Origin of the sequence: Natronococcus sp. A-GB7 (assembly GCF_029688865.1) — an archaeon.
Lineage (GTDB): Archaea > Halobacteriota > Halobacteria > Halobacteriales > Natrialbaceae > Natronococcus.
The window spans coordinates 87,158-105,763 of record NZ_JARUKV010000004.1; the positions used below are offsets into that span (position 1 = coordinate 87,158).

General features: G+C 65.5%; 20 protein-coding genes. 13 read left to right on the forward strand and 7 right to left on the reverse strand.

Annotation, left to right across the window (positions count from 1 at the left end; all coding sequences use genetic code 11):
- Nucleotides 1-57 precede the first annotated feature (57 nt).
- The gene (locus QA609_RS05045; protein ID WP_278301489.1) at nt 58-441 is read left to right on the forward strand and encodes a hypothetical protein; all 384 of its coding nucleotides are present in this window, start codon (nt 58-60) and stop codon (nt 439-441) included.
- Nucleotides 442-752: 311 nt separating this feature from the next.
- On the opposite strand, the gene dnaK is transcribed toward QA609_RS05045, so the two are convergent.
- Together dnaK and QA609_RS05055 are read right to left on the reverse strand one after the other, a co-directional pair.
- Nucleotides 753-2,681, reverse strand: coding sequence for a molecular chaperone DnaK (gene dnaK / locus QA609_RS05050; RefSeq protein ID WP_278301490.1), 1,929 nt, complete (start codon nt 2,679-2,681; stop codon nt 753-755).
- Nucleotides 2,682-3,030: 349 nt separating this feature from the next.
- Nucleotides 3,031-3,684, reverse strand: a complete 654-nt coding sequence (locus tag QA609_RS05055) for a nucleotide exchange factor GrpE (RefSeq protein ID WP_278301491.1) — start codon at nt 3,682-3,684, stop codon at nt 3,031-3,033.
- A gap of 70 nt (nt 3,685-3,754) precedes the next feature.
- On the opposite strand from QA609_RS05055, the gene QA609_RS05060 reads away from it, so the two are divergent.
- Nucleotides 3,755-5,218 (forward strand): DEAD/DEAH box helicase family protein, encoded by a 1,464-nt coding sequence (locus QA609_RS05060; RefSeq protein WP_278301492.1) that lies wholly within the window; start codon nt 3,755-3,757, stop codon nt 5,216-5,218.
- 120 nt (nt 5,219-5,338) lie between these two features.
- Complete coding sequence (locus tag QA609_RS05065) at nt 5,339-6,268, forward strand: 2-dehydropantoate 2-reductase (protein ID WP_278301493.1); 930 nt, start codon at nt 5,339-5,341, stop codon at nt 6,266-6,268.
- 66 nt (nt 6,269-6,334) lie between these two features.
- Here the strand turns inward: QA609_RS05065 and QA609_RS05070 are convergent, their stop codons facing one another.
- On the reverse strand, nt 6,335-6,703 hold the full coding sequence (locus QA609_RS05070; RefSeq protein WP_278301494.1) for a sensory rhodopsin transducer: 369 nt from the start codon (nt 6,701-6,703) through the stop codon (nt 6,335-6,337).
- 222 nt (nt 6,704-6,925) lie between these two features.
- On the opposite strand from QA609_RS05070, the gene QA609_RS05075 reads away from it, so the two are divergent.
- The 5 genes from QA609_RS05075 to QA609_RS05095 all read left to right on the forward strand — a co-directional run bounded on the left by QA609_RS05075 (nt 6,926) and on the right by QA609_RS05095 (nt 11,340).
- Nucleotides 6,926-7,075, forward strand: a complete 150-nt coding sequence (locus tag QA609_RS05075; protein ID WP_278301495.1) for a hypothetical protein — start codon at nt 6,926-6,928, stop codon at nt 7,073-7,075.
- Between the two features lies 1 nt (nt 7,076).
- Entirely contained in the window at nt 7,077-8,552 is a 1,476-nt protein-coding gene (locus QA609_RS05080) for a sodium/proline symporter (protein WP_278301496.1), read from the forward strand.
- Between the two features lie 91 nt (nt 8,553-8,643).
- Nucleotides 8,644-10,167, forward strand: coding sequence for a DUF790 family protein (locus QA609_RS05085; protein ID WP_278301497.1), 1,524 nt, complete (start codon nt 8,644-8,646; stop codon nt 10,165-10,167).
- Nucleotides 10,168-10,294: 127 nt separating this feature from the next.
- Entirely contained in the window at nt 10,295-10,951 is a 657-nt protein-coding gene (locus QA609_RS05090; RefSeq protein ID WP_278301631.1) for a SatD family protein, read from the forward strand.
- The gene (locus tag QA609_RS05095; RefSeq protein ID WP_278301498.1) at nt 10,948-11,340 is read left to right on the forward strand and encodes a hypothetical protein; all 393 of its coding nucleotides are present in this window, start codon (nt 10,948-10,950) and stop codon (nt 11,338-11,340) included. Before QA609_RS05090 ends, QA609_RS05095 begins: the two co-directional genes overlap by 4 nt.
- Nucleotides 11,341-11,345: 5 nt before the next feature.
- Here the strand turns inward: QA609_RS05095 and QA609_RS05100 are convergent, their stop codons facing one another.
- Together QA609_RS05100 and QA609_RS05105 are read right to left on the reverse strand one after the other, a co-directional pair.
- Complete coding sequence (locus tag QA609_RS05100) at nt 11,346-11,891, reverse strand: hypothetical protein (protein WP_278301499.1); 546 nt, start codon at nt 11,889-11,891, stop codon at nt 11,346-11,348.
- Nucleotides 11,891-12,799, reverse strand: coding sequence for an RsmB/NOP family class I SAM-dependent RNA methyltransferase (locus tag QA609_RS05105; RefSeq protein WP_278301500.1), 909 nt, complete (start codon nt 12,797-12,799; stop codon nt 11,891-11,893). The genes QA609_RS05100 and QA609_RS05105 overlap by 1 nt, the downstream gene beginning before the upstream one ends.
- A gap of 93 nt (nt 12,800-12,892) precedes the next feature.
- Here QA609_RS05105 and QA609_RS05110 point away from each other — a divergent pair, with 93 nt between their 5' ends.
- The 5 genes from QA609_RS05110 (at nt 12,893) to QA609_RS05130 (ending at nt 17,047) form a co-directional block, all read left to right on the forward strand.
- Nucleotides 12,893-13,633: a proteasome assembly chaperone family protein gene (locus QA609_RS05110; RefSeq protein ID WP_278301501.1), complete on the forward strand. Its 741-nt coding sequence runs from the start codon at nt 12,893-12,895 to the stop codon at nt 13,631-13,633.
- Nucleotides 13,634-14,207: 574 nt separating this feature from the next.
- The gene (locus tag QA609_RS05115) at nt 14,208-15,041 is read left to right on the forward strand and encodes an aldo/keto reductase (RefSeq protein WP_278301502.1); all 834 of its coding nucleotides are present in this window, start codon (nt 14,208-14,210) and stop codon (nt 15,039-15,041) included.
- 78 nt (nt 15,042-15,119) lie between these two features.
- Nucleotides 15,120-15,866, forward strand: coding sequence for a hypothetical protein (locus QA609_RS05120; protein ID WP_278301503.1), 747 nt, complete (start codon nt 15,120-15,122; stop codon nt 15,864-15,866).
- 47 nt (nt 15,867-15,913) lie between these two features.
- Nucleotides 15,914-16,705 carry a 2-oxo acid dehydrogenase subunit E2 gene (locus QA609_RS05125; protein ID WP_278301504.1) on the forward strand — a complete coding sequence of 264 codons (792 nt, stop codon included), beginning with the start codon at nt 15,914-15,916 and terminating at the stop codon, nt 16,703-16,705.
- Nucleotides 16,706-16,855: 150 nt separating this feature from the next.
- Entirely contained in the window at nt 16,856-17,047 is a 192-nt protein-coding gene (locus QA609_RS05130) for a hypothetical protein (protein ID WP_278301505.1), read from the forward strand.
- Nucleotides 17,048-17,075: 28 nt separating this feature from the next.
- Here QA609_RS05130 and QA609_RS05135 read toward each other — a convergent pair whose 3' ends face one another.
- Both QA609_RS05135 and QA609_RS05140 read right to left on the reverse strand, forming a co-directional pair.
- Nucleotides 17,076-17,585, reverse strand: coding sequence for a pyridoxamine 5'-phosphate oxidase family protein (locus QA609_RS05135; protein WP_278301506.1), 510 nt, complete (start codon nt 17,583-17,585; stop codon nt 17,076-17,078).
- 147 nt (nt 17,586-17,732) lie between these two features.
- The gene (locus QA609_RS05140) at nt 17,733-18,545 is read right to left on the reverse strand and encodes a hypothetical protein (protein ID WP_278301507.1); all 813 of its coding nucleotides are present in this window, start codon (nt 18,543-18,545) and stop codon (nt 17,733-17,735) included.
- Between the last annotated feature and the right edge of the window lie 61 nt (nt 18,546-18,606).

Here is an 18,606-nt window from a genome sequence, read left to right on the forward strand (position 1 = left end):
GACCGTCCCCCCCGAACGGGCCGGACAGTTATTTCGACGGCGATCGTACCGACGCGTATGCTCCGTGCGATAGTCGGCGTCCTCGGCGTTGTGGCAGCGCTGGTTCCCGAAAAGACGATCCAACTTTTCGAACGCTTCGCCCTCGAGGAGCCGGGTGACCGTCCTCTCGAGCCGCGAGCGCGAACGGTAATTCGGGCGGAGGGGGTCCTCACGATGGGAGCGACCCTCCTCGGTGGAGCCGCGTACGCACGACTGTTGAAACTCACCGGTGCGTTCGGCGCTGTTCTGCTCCTGTTTCCGGGGGTATACCAACGGTTTGCAGCCCGACTCCTGTACGGGGACCCGGAGGCCGTCGAGTGGAACGAGGCGTTTGCCGACCGTGCCCGACTCATTGGGGTGAGCTACCTGCTGCTGGGCGCGAGAGCGCTCCAAAAGGGCTGAAAAAGCGATCTGCAGTAATCGGGCCGCGAACCCGTCGACCACGAGGACGCCGTTTCGATTCGGGATAGTAACAACTGAAACTGTTCACACCCAGATTCGAAAAGCTCGCTCCGCTCACTTTTCGACACTACGATTGACTCGTTTCACTCGTCCATCGAGCCCAAGAGGACGCCGCCTCGTGTTACTCGTTGTCGTCGTCCTCTTGGACGTCGCCAGACTACGTCTGACGGGCTGACGAAAACGACGAAGACTGAGTCGTTTTCGTCAACAGTGCGAATCGAAGATTCGCTGGCAGACGAAGACTCGTCCTTTCAGTCCTCGTCTTCGTCAACGTCCTCGAAGTCGGCGTCGACGTACTCCTCGTCGTCGTCACCGCCGGCTGCGCCGCCGGGACCGGCAGCGCCGCCCATATCGCCCATACCGCCGGGTCCGGCACCGGCTGCACCGCCGGCAGCGCCGCCAGCTGCACCGCCTGCACCGGCGCCCGCCGCGCCGGCCTGCTGCTGGTACATCTGCTTACCGATCTCCTGCAGTTCGGTGCTGAGCTCCTGGGTCGCGTCCTCGAGGTCCTCGGCGTCGGCATCGTCGTCGTCGACGGTCTCCTCTAAGTCCTCGATCGCCGCCTCGATGTCGGCGCGGACGTCGTCGTCGATCTGGTCGTCGTTCTCCTCGAGAAGCTTCTCGGCGCGCTGGATCGTCGCCTCGGCCTCGTTACGGGCCTCGATGCGCTGGCGCTTCTTCTCGTCCTCCTCGGCGTGTTGCTCGGCTTCTTCCTGCATCTCCTCGATCTCGTCGTCGGAGAGACCGACGCCGCCCTCGATGGTGATCTCCTCGCTCTCGCCGGAGCCCTGGTCCTCGGCGGAGACGTTGACGATCCCGTTCTCGTCGAGCGAGAAGGTGACCTCGATCTGGGGCGTCCCCGCGGGAGCCGGCGGGATCCCGGTGAGGTGGAACTCGCCGAGCAGTTCGTTCTCCTCGGCGATCTCGCGTTCGCCCTGGAAGACCCGGACCTGGACGGAGGTCTGGTTGTCCGCCGCGGTGGTGAACACCTTCGACTCCTCGGTCGGAATGGTCGTGTTCTTCTCGATCAGACGCTCGAAGAGGCCGCCCTTGACCTCGATCCCCAGCGACAGCGGGGTGACGTCCAGCAGCACGATGTCGTCGACGTCGCCCGAGAGCACGCCGCCCTGGATCGCCGCGCCCAGCGCGACGGCCTCGTCGGGGTTGACGTTCTTCTGGGGCTCCTGGCCGGTGAGGGCCTCGACCTTCTCGCTGACCTGGGGCATCCGGGTCGAACCGCCGACGAGCAGCACCTCGTCGATGTCGCCCTTGTCGTAGCCGGCGTCCTCGAGAGCCTGCTCGGTCGGCTCGACGGTACGCTCGATGAGGTCCTCCGTAAGCGACTCGAACTTCGCGCGGGTCAGGGAGTCCTCGAGGTGGACCGGGCCGTCGTCGGTCGCGGTGACAAAGGGCAGGTTGATGTCGGTCTCCTTGCGCGAGGAGAGTTCGATCTTGGCCTCCTCGGCGGCGTCCTTGAGCCGCTGGAGGGCCTGTCGGTCCTCGCGGAGGTCGATTCCGTGTTCGGCCTCGAACTCCTCGGCGAGGTAGTCGATGATCGCCTCGTCCCAGTCGTCGCCACCGAGGTCGTTGTCCCCGTTGGTCGCGACGACCTCGTAGACGCCGCCGCCGAGATCGAGGATGGAGACGTCGAACGTGCCGCCACCGAGGTCGTAGACGAGGACGGTCTGGTCGGACTCGTCGTCGAGCCCGTAGGCCATCGACGCTGCGGTCGGCTCGTTGACGATGCGCTCGACCTCGAAGCCGGCGATCTCGCCGGCGTCCTTGGTCGCCTGGCGCTGCTTGTCGTTAAAGTAGGCCGGTACCGTGATCACGGCCTTCGCGACGTCGTCGCCGAGGTACTCCTCGGCGTCGCGTTTGATCTTCTGGAGGATCATCGCCGAGATCTCCTCGGGCGTGTACTCCTCGTCGTCTACCTCGACGGTGTAACCCTCCTCGCCCATGTGGCGCTTGATCGACTGGATCGTCCGATCGGGGTTCTGGACGGCCTGGTTCTTCGCCGGCTTGCCGACGAGTCGCTCGTCGTCGTTGAACGCGACGACCGACGGCGTCGTCCGCTCACCTTCGCCGTTGGCGATGATCTCCGGATCGCCTCCCTCCATGACCGCGAACGCGCTGTTCGTGGTACCGAGGTCGATACCGAGAATCTTGTTGCTCGTCATTACGAGACGGGTAATGCTCACTTTGGTTTAAAGCTTATCACAGCGAGCGACCGCACTTTGGATTATAACGGACAGGGTATCTGAAGGACTCTCGAGCAGAATATCGGCCCTCGCCGGCTACCGTCCGGTTCACGGAACGAGTCTTCTCGACGGATTCGAGAGAAAACTAATAGGCCGGAGGCTTACAGCGCTGTGACTGCACTCTCGTCTCGCTCGAGTGAGTCGCCTCGAGTGCCGTAGCTCGCCGTCCTCGGCTCAACTGTCTCCAGCTACAAGATAGAACTCTGACGGGTGGTGCTGCACCCGGTTTCGCAGACAGAACGGGTACGCTGCTTCGCGCCTCGAGGAACTACTCCGCAGCGTCTCCGTCTTCGCCGTCCTCGAGTTCGCCGTTCGACACCGTCACCTGCGCGTTCTGGATAACCTTCTCGCCCATCTCGTAGCCCGGCGTGTAGACGTCGGCGACGGTCCCCTCGGGCTGGTCGCTGTCGACCTGCATCATGACCTCGTGGCGCTGGGGGTCGGTCTCGGTTCCGGGCTCGGGGTCGATCTCGGAGACGTCCTCGTCGGCGAGCACGCGATCGAACTCCCGCATCGTCATCTCGACGCCCTCGCGCAGGCTCTCGACGTCGTCGCTGTCCTCCTCGAGCGCGCGCTTGAGGTTGTCCCGGACGCCGACGAGTCGCTCGACCAGGTCCTCCGTCGCGCGGTCTTTCATCTGCTCCTGGCGCTTCTTCGCGCGCTTCTTGTAGTTCTGGAAGTCGGCCTGCTTGCGCTTGAGCCGGCTCTCGAGGTCCGCGATCTCGGCTTCGGCCTCCTCGAGCTCGGCGCGGAGCTGCTCGACGGTCTCGGCCTCCGCGTCGGTCGATTCCGGTTCTGCCTCCGACTCGGCCGTTTCCACGTCCGATTCGTCCCCTGCGTCGGTATCGACGCCGTCGTCGTCGGGTCGATCCTCGGACGGGACACCCTGGGCTGACGCGTTCGTGCCCTCGTCTTCGCTCATGATCGGGTCAACGACCAGCGGCGGTAAAAGGGTTGAGATCCGGACTCGACGGGGCGCGATCCGACGATATATGTGCCCGCCGACCGCAGTGTTCGGCGTGACACCGACGCTCGAGGAGGACGCCATCGAGCTGCGATACGAGGACGGCACCGTCCGCCTCGAGGGACTGACCCCGGAACTCGCGTCGGCGCTGCGAGACCGCGTTCCCGAACTCGAGGCGGATCCCAGATCGGGCGGTCGACGGGTTCCCGCCCTGCGGTACGCGCCGCTTCGGGCGGCGCTGGCCCTCGAGGACGTCGCCGTTCGGGATCGGGTGCTCGAGGCCGAACCCCTCTCCGAACTCCGCTCTACGTACGAGCTCCGCGACTACCAGCAGGATGCGCTGTCGGCCTGGCTCGAGACCGACCGCTGGGCGGGGTCGACCCTCGAGGACGCCGACTTGCCCGTCGACCGCGCCCCTGCGGGCGTCCTCGAGTTGCCCACCGGCAGCGGGAAGACCGTCATCGCGCTGAAGGCGATCGAACGCCTCGCGGTCCCGACACTCGTCGTCGTCCCGACGATCGACTTACTCGAGCAGTGGCAGCGCGAACTCGAGCGCGAGTTCGACTGCGAGATCGGGCGCTTCGGCGGGGGCGAGCAGCGAATCGGGCCGATCACCGTCTCGACGTACGACTCGGCCTACCTCAAGGCCGACTCCGTCGGCGACCGGTTCGGCCTGGTCGTCTTCGACGAGGTCCACCACCTCGGGGGCGAGGGCTACCGCGAGATCGCCCGCCTGCTCGCTGCGCCCGCCCGACTGGGGCTGACCGCGACGTTCGAACGGCCCGACGGCGCCCACGAGGTCATCGAGGACGTCGTCGGCCCGCTGGTCTATCGAATCGAACCCGACGAACTGGCCGGCGACCACCTCGCGCCGTACGACGTGAAGCGACTCGAGGTGTCGCTCACCACCGAGGAGCGCGAGGCGTACGACCGCAACCAGGAGATCTTCGCGAACTATCTCGCGAAGTCGAACATCCAGTTTTCGAGCGGCTCGGACTACCAGGAGCTCGTCAAGCGCTCGGGCTCGGACCCCGAAGCCCGCGAGGCCCTGCTCGCGCGCCAGCGCGCCCGCGAGATCACGTACGGCAGTCGGGCGAAGATCGACGCGCTCGAGGGGATCCTCGACGACCACCGCGGCGAGCGGATCATCGTCTTCACGGCGTTCAACGACCTCGCGTACGACGTCAGCGAGCGGTTCCTGATCCCGACGATCACCCACCAGACGGGGGCCGCCGAACGGCGAGAGATCTTGGAGCGCTTTCGCGAGGGAACCTACTCGCGGATCGCGACCTCGAACGTGCTCGACGAGGGCGTCGACGTCCCCGACGCCAACGTCGCGGTCGTACTCTCGGGCAGCGGCAGCGAGCGGGAGTTCACCCAGCGGCTGGGCCGGATCCTGCGCCCGAAGGACGACGGCGGACGGGCGCTGCTGTACGAGGTCGTCGCGGGCGAAACCGCCGAGGAGCGGACCTCCCGAAGGCGCCGGAACTGATCGCGCTTCGAACGCGGTTCGATCCCGGCGCGATCCGGCAACGTATAACACCGATCCCGCCGAACGTCGAACGATGAGAGACGACGAAACGCTCGAGCGTCGGCAGGGGGTTGGTCTCGCGTGAAGATCGCGGTCTACGGCGCGGGCGGCGTCGGTGCGTACTTCGGTGGTCGCCTCGCCCGGGCGGGTGCGAACGTCCACCTCGTCGCCCGCGGAACCCACCTCGAGGCACTCCAGCGGGACGGGCTCCGCGTCGACAGCGTTCGCGGCGACTTCGAGGTCGAGCTACCGGCGACCGACGATCCCGCGTCGATCGGGGTCTGCGACTACGTCCTGTTCGCCGTGAAGTCCTTCGACACGATCGCGGCCGCCCGGGAGCTCGAGCCGTTGCTCGGCGAGGAGACGGCCGTCATCTCGCTCCAGAACGGGGTCGACAACGAGGAACGACTCGCCGAGGAGATCGGTGCCGACCGCGTCATGGGTGGCGTCGCGTACGTGTTCTCGACGATCGCCGAGCCCGGCGTGATCGAACAGACGGGCGGCCCGGCCAGCATCACCTTCGGGGAGCTCGACGGGACGCGAAGCGAGCGGGCCGAACGGTTGCTCGAGCTGTGCGAGCGTGCTGACGGCATGAACGCCGAGCTCTCGACGACGATCCGAACGGCCCTCTGGGAGAAGGCCGCGTTCATCTGCGCCCAGGCGGGGATGACGGCGGCGGTCCGACTGCCACTGGGCGAGATTCGGGAGACGCCGGAGTCGTGGGACGCCTATCGACGGATCGTCGAGGAGGCGTGTAGCGTCGGGCGGGCGGCCGGCGTCGACCTTCCCGATGACGCGGTCTCGCGCTGGATGGCGTTCGCGGCGGAGCTCAACGACGACTCGTACTCGTCGTTACACTACGATATGACCCGCGAGAAGCCGATGGAGCTCGAGGCGCTTCACGGCGCGGTCGTCCGGAAGGGACGGGAGCACGGGGTCGCGGTTCCGACGACCGAAACCGTCTACGCGATCCTCCGCCCGTGGGCGGCGCGCAATCGGCGCGACGGGTGACGCCGCCGCGGCGCCGCCCGTCGGGTGAGATGGCGAGTCGATCGCGTCTCGAGATCGGGACCGGGGTCACTCCCCGGGGTGTGCGATCGTCGTCAGCAGGGCGTTCTCGGCCTGACGCGAGTCGAGGCGAGTGTGCTGACAGACCACCGGCACGTCGGACTCGAGCACGCTCGCGAAGTCCTCGCCCTTCGGCACCGGTTCGGGATCCTCGAGGTCGTTGAACCGGAAGTGGCGGGTGCGTTCGGCGGGGACGGTCAGCTCGTAGGGACCGACTGGCTCGCGGTCGGTGAAGTACAGCGTGAGTTCGATCGTCGCCTCCTCGTCGGTCGTGTTCAGGACGCAGACCGTCTCGTGGCTCTCCATCTCGGGCTCCGGGCCGGTGCTCTCCGCGGGGATGTACCCCTCCGGAATCGCCCACGTGTGCTTTCCGGTCATCGAGTTTATCGACGGTAGAGCGGCAGATAACGCCCAGGCTTGTACGGGCATGCGGCCCCGGAGGGGCGTCGACGCTCGAGCGAGAGCGATGCTCGTCACCGGCTATTGACAATTCACCATCCGTTACCCGCGAAGTGGTTCACAACCCACGGAAATATGTTATAGGTTTGAACACACGTCTCCGAAACCGACCACAATTCGGTAGCTATATCATATATCGATATGCCACTACTACCCATGGTGCTCGATCTTCCACCGGGGAGTACCGTCGCGATCCTCCTGATGGTACTGCTTCCGGTTCTAACGCTCGTGTTGTACTGGATCGACCTGACTACCAACGACGGCTACGTCTCGGTGCTGGGGAGGCGATAGGATGCTCTCGACCATCCAACTCACGTTCGGCGCCTATCTCCTCATCCTGCTGGCGATCGGGGCGTACTTCTTCGTGACGACGGAGACGAACCGCCTCTCGGATTACCTGCTCGCCGGCCGAGACGTCGGCGCGTGGCCGGTCGCCATCTCCGAGGTCTCCTCGGTTGCCAGCGGCTGGACCTTCTTCGCCTGGGTCAGCGTCGGTTTCGCGACCGGTATCAACGGGTTGTGGTTCTCGATTACGATGATTCTGCTCGTCATCTTCATGTACCGGTACGTGGGCTCGCGCTTCCGCCGTCAGTCCGAGGCGCTCGGCTCCATTACGATCGCCGATCACCTCTCGTTGGCCGTCACGAACGACCGACTCAGCACGCAGATCAGGGTCGTTGCGACGCTCTCGATCCTCGTGTTCATGGGCGCATACGTTGGTGCGCAGATCATCGCGGTCGGCGAGGCCATGGACACCGGAATCGGGATCGACTACGGCATCGCCATCGCGATCGGCGGCGTCGTCGTCGGACTCTACACGATGCTCGGTGGGTTTAACGCCTCGATCTGGACCGATGTTTTCCAGGGCATTTTGATCTTCATCGCTGCGGTCACCCTGCCGATCCTGATGATCGGCGAGGTCGGCGGCTGGTCGGCGTTCGTCGCCGAAGCCGGTGCGGTCGAGGACGCGGCGCTGCTCGATATTACCGGCGGGCTCGCCGGCCAGGCCTTGCTCATCGGTACGCTCGCGTGGGTGACGTTCGCGTTCGGAACCATCGGTCAGCCCCACTCGCTGATGCGGCTGCAGGCGATCCGTTCGGAACGGCTGCTCAGTCCGGCCGCGGTCATCGCCGTCGCATTCCAGTCGCTGCGACTCACGGTTCCCCTGCTCATCGGGGCCGCCGGTCGCGTCCTCTACGGCTCGGTCGACAACCCCGAGAACGTCGCGATGATGGCGATCGTCGACTTCTTCCCCGCTATCGTCGCCGGCATCTTGCTCGCGGCGATCGTATCGGCGATCCTCTCGACGTCGGACTCGATGCTGCTGGTTGCGTCTTCCGATTTCACGCGATTCTACGAGGCGCGGATCGACCCGGACGCGAGCCAAGGGACGCTCATCCTCCTCGGCCGAGCGACCGTCGGCGTCCTGGCGCTCGGCGGTATCGCACTCGCGTTCGTCCGTCCCGGTACGATCTTCGAGATCATCGAGTTCGCGTACGTCGGACTGGGCGCGACGTTCGGGCTGCCCCTGCTGTTCATGCTGTTCTGGGAACGAACGACGGGAGAGGCGATCCTGGCGGGTATCGTCGTCGGCCTCGGTTCGTCGATCGGCAATCTCTACCTGCTGCCGGAGTACTTCCCGATTCTTGTCTGGCCCGTCTGCATCGCGACGATCGTCGGCGTCACGCTCGCGACCGCCGACACCGGTGCTGACGTCGCCGGCGTCCCGGAGCCGACGACGGGCGCCACCTCGCCCGCCGACGACTGACCTCTTGACCGCCGTTTCCTTGCATCGACCGCTCGAATCCCAGTCCCAGGGTGCGGGCCACTTTTGCGTTCGGCGTGCCGACTCGAGATAGATGCTGACGAAGGACCTGCTGCGCGTCTCGAGAGCAGGCGGCGGCTACCACCCGCAGTTCGCGAGCCGCGAGCACCGTCCGCTGGCCGCCCGCGTCATCGGGACCTACCAGGGCCACGTCGGCGAGTCCCGCGGGGAGCTCGAGAGCGCCCTGACCGATCTCGAGCGCGATGCCGACCACTTCAAGCTCGTCCGGGGGTTTTCGGCCCTGCTCGAGCGCGACGCGAGCTTCGAGACCGACGCGGCGATCGATCCCGAACGCGCCCGGAAGGTGGCCTTCGAGGCGGCCGAGGCCGTCGGCGTCGTCACCGGCGAGGACCGCGAGGCGGCGCTCGCCCGCGCGGCCGACGGGCTCGGGCTCTCGCCGGACGCCCTCGAGTCGGCGCTGTACGCCGATCTCGAGGAACGACAGGTCCTCGGGGCGATCGAATCGCGGTGGGATCCCGCCGACCTCGTGGCCCAGTACAACCTCTCGCTGGCACAGACGGCGCTGTTCGACGCCACCGAACTCCGCGTCAGGTCGAGCGATCCGAAGGCGCTGGTGTCGGCGATCAAGCGGCTTCGACTGATGTACGAGATTCACAAGACGGACGACGCGAACGAAACCGACCTGAGCGACCGCGAGGTCGTCGTCACCGGTCCAACTCACCTCTTTCGCGCGACCCGTCGGTACGGCACCAGGTTCGCCCGCCTTCTGCGGACGGTCGCGAAAGCCGACGAGTGGCACCTCGAGGCGACGATCGACGACCGGGGCACCGAACGTGTCCTCGAGCTCTCCGACGCCGATCCCGTGCGGGTGCCCGACGCCGAGCCCGTCGCCGACGTCTCCTTCGACAGCGGCGTCGAGGCCGACTTCGCCGGGCGCTTCTCGAGTCTCGAGCTCGACTGGGAGCTCGTGCGCGAGCCCGAGCCCCTCGAGACCGGGACCCGGGTGATGATCCCCGACTTCGCGTTCGACTACTCGCATAGCGACTTTCGGGTCTTCTTCGAGATCATGGGCTTCTGGACGCCCGAGTACGTCGAGAAGAAACTCGCCCAGCTCGCCGATCTCGAGGACGTCGAGCTGGTCGTCGCCGTCGACGAGTCGCTCGGCGTCGGCGAGGAGATCGCGGCACGGGACTTCCGGGCGATCCCCTACTCCGGTAACGTTCGGCTGAAGGACGTCCGCGATGTCCTCCGGGAGTACGAGCGCCAGCTCGTCGCCGACAGCGCGGCCGCACTGCCCGAGGAGCTGCGACCAGACGCCGACGTCCACACGCTCGAGGAGCTGGCCGCCGACCGCGGCGTGAGCGAGGACGCGCTGGCCGACGTCGCCTTCCCCGAGCACGAACTGGTCGGCCGAACGCTGGTTCGACCGTCGGTGCTCGAGGAACTCGGCGAGGCGCTCGAGGCCGGCTCGTCGCTGTCCGAAGCGGAGGCGATCCTCGAGTCCTACGGAATCGGGGACTCGAGTGCGGTGCTCTCGAAACTCGGCTATCGCGTCGAGTGGGAGGGGCTGGCGGGTGGGACACTCGTCGAACGCTGACGTTCGTCTACAGACTCTCGCTGGAGCGGACGGCTGCTCTCTCCGATCCAACGGCAGTATACAACCAATATCGATTGTATTCACTATAACAATCTTTTTCACTTGTGTAGTTGTGAAACAGACACGAATGGAACCCGGCAACTCCAAAACGCCTTCCTCACGATACGTCCTGCTCGGGGACGTAGTCGGTTCGAGGGAGATTACCGATCGAGACGGATTTCGAAAGCAACTCAGGGACACTCGGCAGACGGTCACGGAGTCGTACGAGGACTCTTTCGCTACGCCGCTTTCCGCTCTAAAAGGTATCGACGAAATAGGCGCTGTGTTGACATCGGTCGAACACCTCTACAACATCGTCGTCGCGCTCACCGATCGCCTCCGTCCACACTCCATTCGGCTTGCGGTCGCTTTCGGGGAGATCGAGTTCGGAGTCGACGACCAGGATGTCTCGCAGATGGACGGGGAGGCGTTCCACCGGGCGACAGAACTCCTGAAATCCATCGAACGGACCGGTCTTCGGTTCGACCTCGATACCGGGACAGCCCCGCTCGATACCGCAGTTGCAGACGAGATCAACCTGCTGCTACATCTTCGCGAATCGTGGACCGACCGTCAACGCGACGTAGTCGAACTGTACGAGCGAACCGGCAATCAGCAAGCGGTTGCCGACGATCTGGACGTGAGCCAGCAAGCCGTTTCGAACGCACTCCGGGGCGCATCGTGGCCACTCGCCGAGACGATCGAGACCCGATTACGGCGAACGCTCGAGGCGTACGGCCGATGACTGGGATCGGTATCGCCCCGGCGGTGACCGATGCTGCGATCATCGTCGCTGCCTACCTCGGAGTAGTCGTGACCAGTGGTTCGGTAGTAACGAGGACACTTTCGTGGGCTGACTCGGAGTATGCCGATACCGTTACCGACACTGATCGCGATATTGGAGTCGTCGTCGGGAAGACCGAGAACGTTCTCCTGTTGACGCTGGTTCTCGTCGGTGCGTACACGGCGATCGCGGTCATTTTCGCAGCAAAAAGTATCGTCCGGAGCGACGACATGAAAAATAACAGTCTGTTCTATCTCGCCGGAACACTGGTCAACGTCACGTACTCCGTGATGGTTGGGATCGTTGCACGGATTCTCGTCGGTGCGAGCGGAACGACACCGGTGTTTTGACCGTTTCACAGCTCCCGCTGGCGTCCCTTCGGCACCATCGAGCGCAACTCGCCGTGGACGTACAGTCCGACGCCGATCGGCTCGAGCTCGCCGGCGATATCGTGGGCGGCGATCAGATACCCCCAGTCGCCCTCCCAGCGCTCGAGCTCTTGGTCCTCGCCCGCGGCGAACGCCCGGCCCTCCTCGGGCTCGAGTTCGATCACGCACTCCTCGGCCTCCCGGCCGAACCGCTGGACGAAGTCGGTCGTCGGCTTCCAGTGTTCCTGGCGCGTCCGGAGACAGGTCATCCCGATCGCCTCGATCGCGATCGGCGAGGGGGCCGATCCAGCGTAGATCCAGATTTTTCCGGCCCCTTTCTCCCAGAAGGTGTACTCGTCGAACGTCTCGGGAGGGATGCCGAATCGGTCCGCAAAGTAGTCCACGACCGCCTCGCGACTGACTCGGCCCTCGACGGTTCGTTCGTCGGCCGTCGCGGGAAGGCGGCCAAAGCGCTGACCGTCGTTCTGTGTGAGATCCGCGTCGGATTCGCCTCCGGAGGCGTCGTTACCCATCAGGCCGTCACCTCCAGTTTCGCGACGAAGAAGCCGCCGGTGTCGTTCTGGTGGGGGTAGATCCGCGCGGCTCGCTCGAGACGCTCGTCGTACTCCTGGCCGTCCCACTCGGTGAGTCCCGGGGAGTGCTCGAGGTCGAGGTCGAAGTCGACGACCCGGCAATCCTCCTTGTTGAGCGCGTGCTGGACGACGGCCTCGTTTTCCTCGGGCGCGAACGTACACGTCGAGTAGACGACGGTGCCGCCCTCCCGCGTCGCCTGCACGGCGCGCCCGAGAATTCCCTTCTGGATCCCCGAGACCTCGTCGAGGTAGCCCTCCGACCAGCCGTCGAGCGCGTCGGGGTTCTTCCGGATCGTCCCCTCGCAGGAGCAGGGCGCGTCGACGAGACTGCGATCGAACTCGTCGAAGTCGAACCGCTCGAGGGAGTAGTTGCGGGCGTCGTCGTTCGTGACGGCGAGACTAGTCGCACCGAGTCGTTCGGCGTTGAAACGCAGCGCGGAGATCCGCCCGAGGTTGCTGTCGTTGGCGACGACGGTGCCCCGGTCGTCCATTAACGCCGCGAGCTGGGTCGCCTTCCCGCCGGGGGCCGCACAGCAGTCCCAGACCCGTTCGCCGGGTTCGGGATCGAGCACGGTCGCGGGAACCGCGGAGACCTCCTCCTGGCCGTGGGTGAATCCGTGAAACGACGCCCAGGTCGAGCCCGGCGAGTCGGTCTCGAGTCGCAGCACCCGAGGGTTCCAGTCGGCCTCCTCGTAGCCGACGCCGTCGGCCTTGAGGGCCGCCGTCGCCCGGTCGACGGAGGCCTTGATCGTGTTCACGCGAACCGCATTGCCGAGGGATCGCTCGCAGGCGGCCAGAAACGCCTCGAAGTCGTCGACGATTGGCCGATACCGCTCGAGTGGCTCCATTGCTCGCGGATTCGTGAGCCCGTCGCTTGTGGGTTTCGAACCGCCGCGCACGTCGGCACCGTCTTTATGCCGCTCACCAACGATTGTCAGCACATGGCAGGGATCCAGCTACAGGCACCCGACGTATCGCTCGAGGAGCCGACGTTCGTCGAGGGGTTTCCCGGCGTCGGCCTCGTCGGCAAGATCGCGACCGACCACCTGATCAGGGAACTCGAGATGGAGTACTACGCCAGCGTCGACTGCGAGGGGTTGCCCCGCGTGGGAACGTACCGAGCCGGTGAGGGGCGAGTACGCCCGCCCGTTCGGCTCTACGCCAGCGAGGCCCACGACCTGATCGCACTACAGAGCGACGTGCCGATCGGTTCGCCGGCCGTCGGCAGCGTCGCCAACTGCGTCTCGAGCTGGATCGCCGCCCAGGAGGCGCGACCGATCTACCTCAGCGGACTCCCCGCCGAGCGCGAGGAGCCCCCCTCGCTGTACGGGATCGCGACCGGAAGCCAACTCGAGACGCTCGAGGACCACGGGATCGCGACGCCGCCGGAGGACGGCGTCGTCAGCGGACCCACGGGGGCGTTGCTCGACCGCGCCGCACAGCGCGGCGACGATAGTCTGGGACTGATCGTCGACTCGAGCCCGCAGTTTCCCGATCCCGAGGCGGCGAGCGTCCTGCTCGAGGAAGGGATCGCACCGATCACGGACGTCTCGATCGATGTCGAGGAGCTCGTCGGTCGGGCCGAGGAGATCCGGGAGAAACGCGAACAGTTCGCCCGCCAGATGCAGCAGTTGAGCCAGGAGGAGAGCTCCCAGGCTCAGCCGCTGCGGATGTACCAGTAGCGGGCGACTCGAGAGCCAGAAGCGGGTGTCAGTGGCCGTATCGTAGCTTCCGTATTCGGTCCGGACCGCGAATTTGGATCGATCGAATTGTTACGTAGAGCGTACGTATGGAGCATCCGGCCTCGAGTCTACAGTGGGGATCAGACGTTATCGGCTAAGGCTTTCGGGGTAGTATCTACGGAAACAGCTCCTGCCAACACGAACACAGGGGATTGCCACGCCCTCCCCAGCCGATTCGCTCGGTCGTGTCGCTCCCTCGCTCATCCACTGTCAGAGCGCGCTCTGACAAGCCTTCGTTCACGCTGTTCACGAAGACCTCGCGCAGTATCGTCGACCGCCCTCACTTGCGCTCGAACGGTCGACAGCGCACGCCACCGCAGAAAGAATGATCGGTGCGAGTTCGGTCCGTCAATTGACACACGGTTCGCCCGTGCGGAACGGCTGTTTCGCGGTTCCCCTCTGAACACAGAACCCGTGCTACGATCTACTACTGTGCGTCGAGTTAACGCGCCGAACCGCGGATCTTGCTCACGCAATCACAACCCCTTTTCGGGTCCTGACGCATCCTTCGAACATGGCAGACCAAATCGCCCCCGACTTCTGTCCGACGACGTCTCACGGGATGCCGATGCTCGGCCTCGGCACCTGGCAGAACGACGATCCGGAACAGTGCGCCGAGAGCGTCCGGAACGCCCTCGAGCAGGGGTACCGACACATCGACACGGCACAGGCCTACGACAACGAGGAAGCCGTCGGCGAGGGGATCGCCAGCGCCGATGTCGACCGCGAGGAGGTCTTCCTCGCGACGAAGATCTGGACCGACAACCTCGGCTACGAGGACGTCAAGGAGACCGCTCGGGCGAGCATGGACCGCCTCGGCGTCGACTCCCTCGACATGCTGTATGTCCACTGGCCCGCCGGGGCGTACGAGCCCGAGGAGACCCTCTCCGCGTTCGCAGAGCTGTACGACGAGGGCCTGATCGAGAACGTCGGCGTCAGCAACTTCATGGCCGAGGAGCTCGAGACGGCGATCGACGTCTGCGACGCGCCGATCGCGGCCAACCAGGTCGAGCTCCACCCGCTGCTCCAGCAGGACGACCTGCGCGAGCGCTGCGAGAGCTACGACGTCGACGTCGTCGCCTACTCGCCGCTGGCCCGCGGACAGGTGTTCAACCACGAGGGGATCCAGAACGTCGCGGCCCGCCACGGCGTCAGCGAGGCCCAGGTCAGCCTCGCCTGGCTGCGCGAGAAGGGCATCACCGCGATCCCGAAGGCGACCGGTGAGGACCACATCGAGGGCAACTGGGAGTCGCTGCTGGTCGAACTCGACCGCTCCGACATCGACACGATCGACAACGTCGACGACGTCAGCCGCGAGGTCGATCCCGACTTCGCTCCCTGGAACTGACTCGAGCCGCAGCGCTCGAGCAGTTCGAACTCCTGAATAGCAAGAAAGCTTACCACTTTTCGAGCCGTCGCAGGCGCTATGGCAACCCGCACACGGAGGGGTAACGCCGGCGTCGTCGGGGAGGTCGCGACCGATCTCCGGCGGCTCCACGGCGGCTGGATGGCGCTCGCCTTTCCCAGACAGCGCGGCCACGGCCACGCCGTCATGGGCCGGTGGAGCCCCGAGACGACACCCCAGCAGGTCGGCTACTACGGCTGGGGGATCGTCGGCGCGCTCGGCCTGCTGGCGCTGTACCCCCTCACCGTCCTCGGCTTCGCGACCCGCTACTACGCGGCGAAACTCGACTCGACCCGAACCCGGTTTGGCGTCGTCGGCGTCACCGCCCTCGCCGTCCTCGCGTGGGGGACGCTGACGGCCGTCGCCCACTTCCAGCTCGAGCCCGACGCCGTCCTCGCGGTCGCCGCAGCCAGCGCAGTCGCAACGGGGGCGACGGCGCTTTCGGCCGGCTGCTCGCGAGTCGGCGGCCGACCCGCCTCCGTGCTGCTCGCGTACCCGTTCGCGCTGACCGCCCTCCTTTTGCCCCCGGTCGTCGCCGCGCTCGTGACACCCTCGCTCGAGGGGGTCGTCCTCGAGCCCAGCTACGCGTTCGCGGTTCAGTTGCTCGAGGGGCCGCTGGCTGTCGGCGGGATCAACGAACTGCTCCGGGCGAACTTCGAACTCGCGGGCGCGGCCTACGCGGCGATGTGGACCGCGATCGCGTTCCCGATGGGGTGGCTGCTGGGACTTGCAGTTGCGCTGGCGAACCTGGTGCGTCCCTCGAGCTGAACTGGGGTCGCGGCAAGCGGTATACTCCTCCTCGTGGTCCGACGACTATGACCGAGCGCGGCGAAACGATCGAACCCTTCCCCTTGCAGCGACGCGGCACCGTCGACTACATGCGGACAGCCGGCCGACGGAGCGTCGTCCACGGGCTCGTCGAACTCGACGTGACCGAGGCCCGACGGTACATTCACGACTACGAGGAGCGCACCGGAACGCGACGGTCGTTCACCGCGTTTCTCGTCTTCTGTCTCGCTCGAGCGATCGACGACCACCCTCGCGTCCAGACCTACCGCGACTGGCGGGGCCGACTCGTCCGGTTCGAGGACGTCGACGTGAACGTCCTGATCGAGCGGGAGATCGACGGCGAGCGGATCGGCGTCCCGCACGTCCTCAGAGCGGCGAACCGACGGTCGCTCGAGTCGATCCACGACGAGATCCGAGCGGCCCAGACGGATCCGAACGCGGGACGACAGCGCGGGCTGTCGGTCGCGGGACTGCGACTCCCCGGTCCCGTCCGACGGCTGTTCTGGCGGCTGCCTCGGACCTTTCCCCGACGCTGGAAACGCGTCGCCGGCACCGTCGCGGTGACCTCGATCGGCATGTTCGGCCCCGGCGGCGGGTGGGGGATCAGTCCGACGAACTACGCGCTCCAGCTCACGGTCGGCGGCATCGAGCGCAAGCCGAGGCTCGTCGAGGGAGAGGTCGTGGCTCGAGAGTTCCTCAGCCTCACGGTCACGGTCGACCACGACGTCGTCGACGGCGCGCCCGCCGCCCGGTTCGTCGGACGTCTACGGGAACTCGTCGAATCGGCGCACGGGCTGGAAAGCGACCTCGAGACCTAGGGGTTTCGAAACCGAGAGCGTCCGATCTCCGAAACCCTGCTGCTCGGCGGAGCTGTCGGATCCGAATACGTTCGGCCCAGCCCGAACATCAGGTCGAGCGCACTGCCGGTTTCCGATACCCTTTGGGGGTTCGCCGTCCCACGATTACGTATGGAGTTCGACCTGCCAACCACGGCGGCGACGTTTATCGCGCTGATCACGCTCGGCGCGGTCGGGATGATCGCCTCGGACATGATGACGACCGACAGTATCCTGATGATGGTCGTCCCGTCGATGGTGATCTTCGGCGGAATCATGCTGCTGATCGGGATCAAACACGGTCAGTACCGGGCGTTGAAGTAGCCGGCTTCCTCGAGTCCGATCAGCTCTCCTATCGTCCGTCGGTGAACGTCCAGCGAGTCGCATCGGTCGGAAACTCCGACCACGCGAACGCGACGTTCGGATGGACCCGAAAGAACGGCGTTCCGTGCCGAACGTCGTACTTCTCCTCGTAGGCCCCGTCGAGTTCCTCGAGGAGGTCGGCGTCGGCCGTCTCCTCGTCGAGTCGTTCGGCCCGGCCCTCGAGGATGACCACCTCCGCGGCGTCCTCGCGGTGGACGACGATGTCGGGATTTCGCTCGAGGTTGCGGACCCACCGCGTCCGCTCCCCACCCCCGCAGTGGAAGGCCCCGTCGACCCAGACGCCCCAGGTCGGCCTGACGTGCGGGAATCCGTCCGGACGAACGGTCGTGATCCAGTACGATCGGTCGCCGGCTAGCTTCTCGCCGACGAACGCCCAGGAGAGCAGGCCCTCGCTGTCGTCGGGGATTCCGTAGCTCGCCTCGGTCGCGGGACGGGATCGGTGCGCGTCGTCGATGGGTCTCGAGTCCTCGTCGGTCATCGAACGACACACGCGAGGGAGCCGTATGAAACGCACCGTCGGTTGCTCGAGAGACGGCGAAAATGTAATTGCTATCGTTCGCTGTACAGGTCAAACAGTTATACGCGGAACAGGCGCAATACCACGGCCTTCAGGCGGAGGAGGATGTCAAGAGGTGACTTCGGATAGTCTACGAAGGTAGGCTCCGGCGAAGAGTAACCCGAGGAGCGGGGGAACGATCGTCCCGACGAGAATCGGAGCCGAGATCTCGATGCCCTCCCCCATATCCACGACTGTAATTGCGGTCAGTGTCGGCGCGATCAACGCTGCAAAGACGAGCAACACACCGGCACAGACGTATCCCCACGGCCGGGAACGGTGTAGCCAGATGGCGGTAATGGCGAGTGACGGAACCAGAATGCCGAGATCGATAACGTAGGTGTGGGCCGCCTCCGGCCCGAACTGCGCAATGGCGGACGGGGGTTCACCCACAAGCAGGGCAGGAACGATGTCGAATAGCCACATGAACGTGAGGCCGACTGCTGCTACCGCGAGGAACACGACGTACAACCGCGTCGAGATTTCGTCGTGGAGTGCGTCGTATACCTGGATCGAATTCGTTGTTGCAATACCACTGAGGAGTGTGAACACAGCGAGGGCGAACAGCGCAACGTAGCCGAGGAAAAAGTCGTTGTAGGAGACGACGAACGCGTAGTGGGTCCACATGTAGGCCATAAACGCGAGAGAACCCAGCCAGATGAGACGTCCACGAAGTGAGCCCCGGACAGCCAGCCAGAGACCGACTGCGAGTGCGGGAACGCCGAGGAAAAGGACGACCGCGTCTTGGGCTTGCAAGCGGAGGAGTTCGAACCCGGACTCGACGTAGTGTCCGTCTCGAAGGAGACCGAGCGCACTCGCAACCACCGCCAGAAGCAGGAGGGCCACCGTCGCGGCGGTCTCGTACCGACTTGGTTGTGTCATGCTGTGTCACCTCTCTCGGTTCGTTAGAAAAAGATTCGCCACGGGTATCTGCGAATGGCTC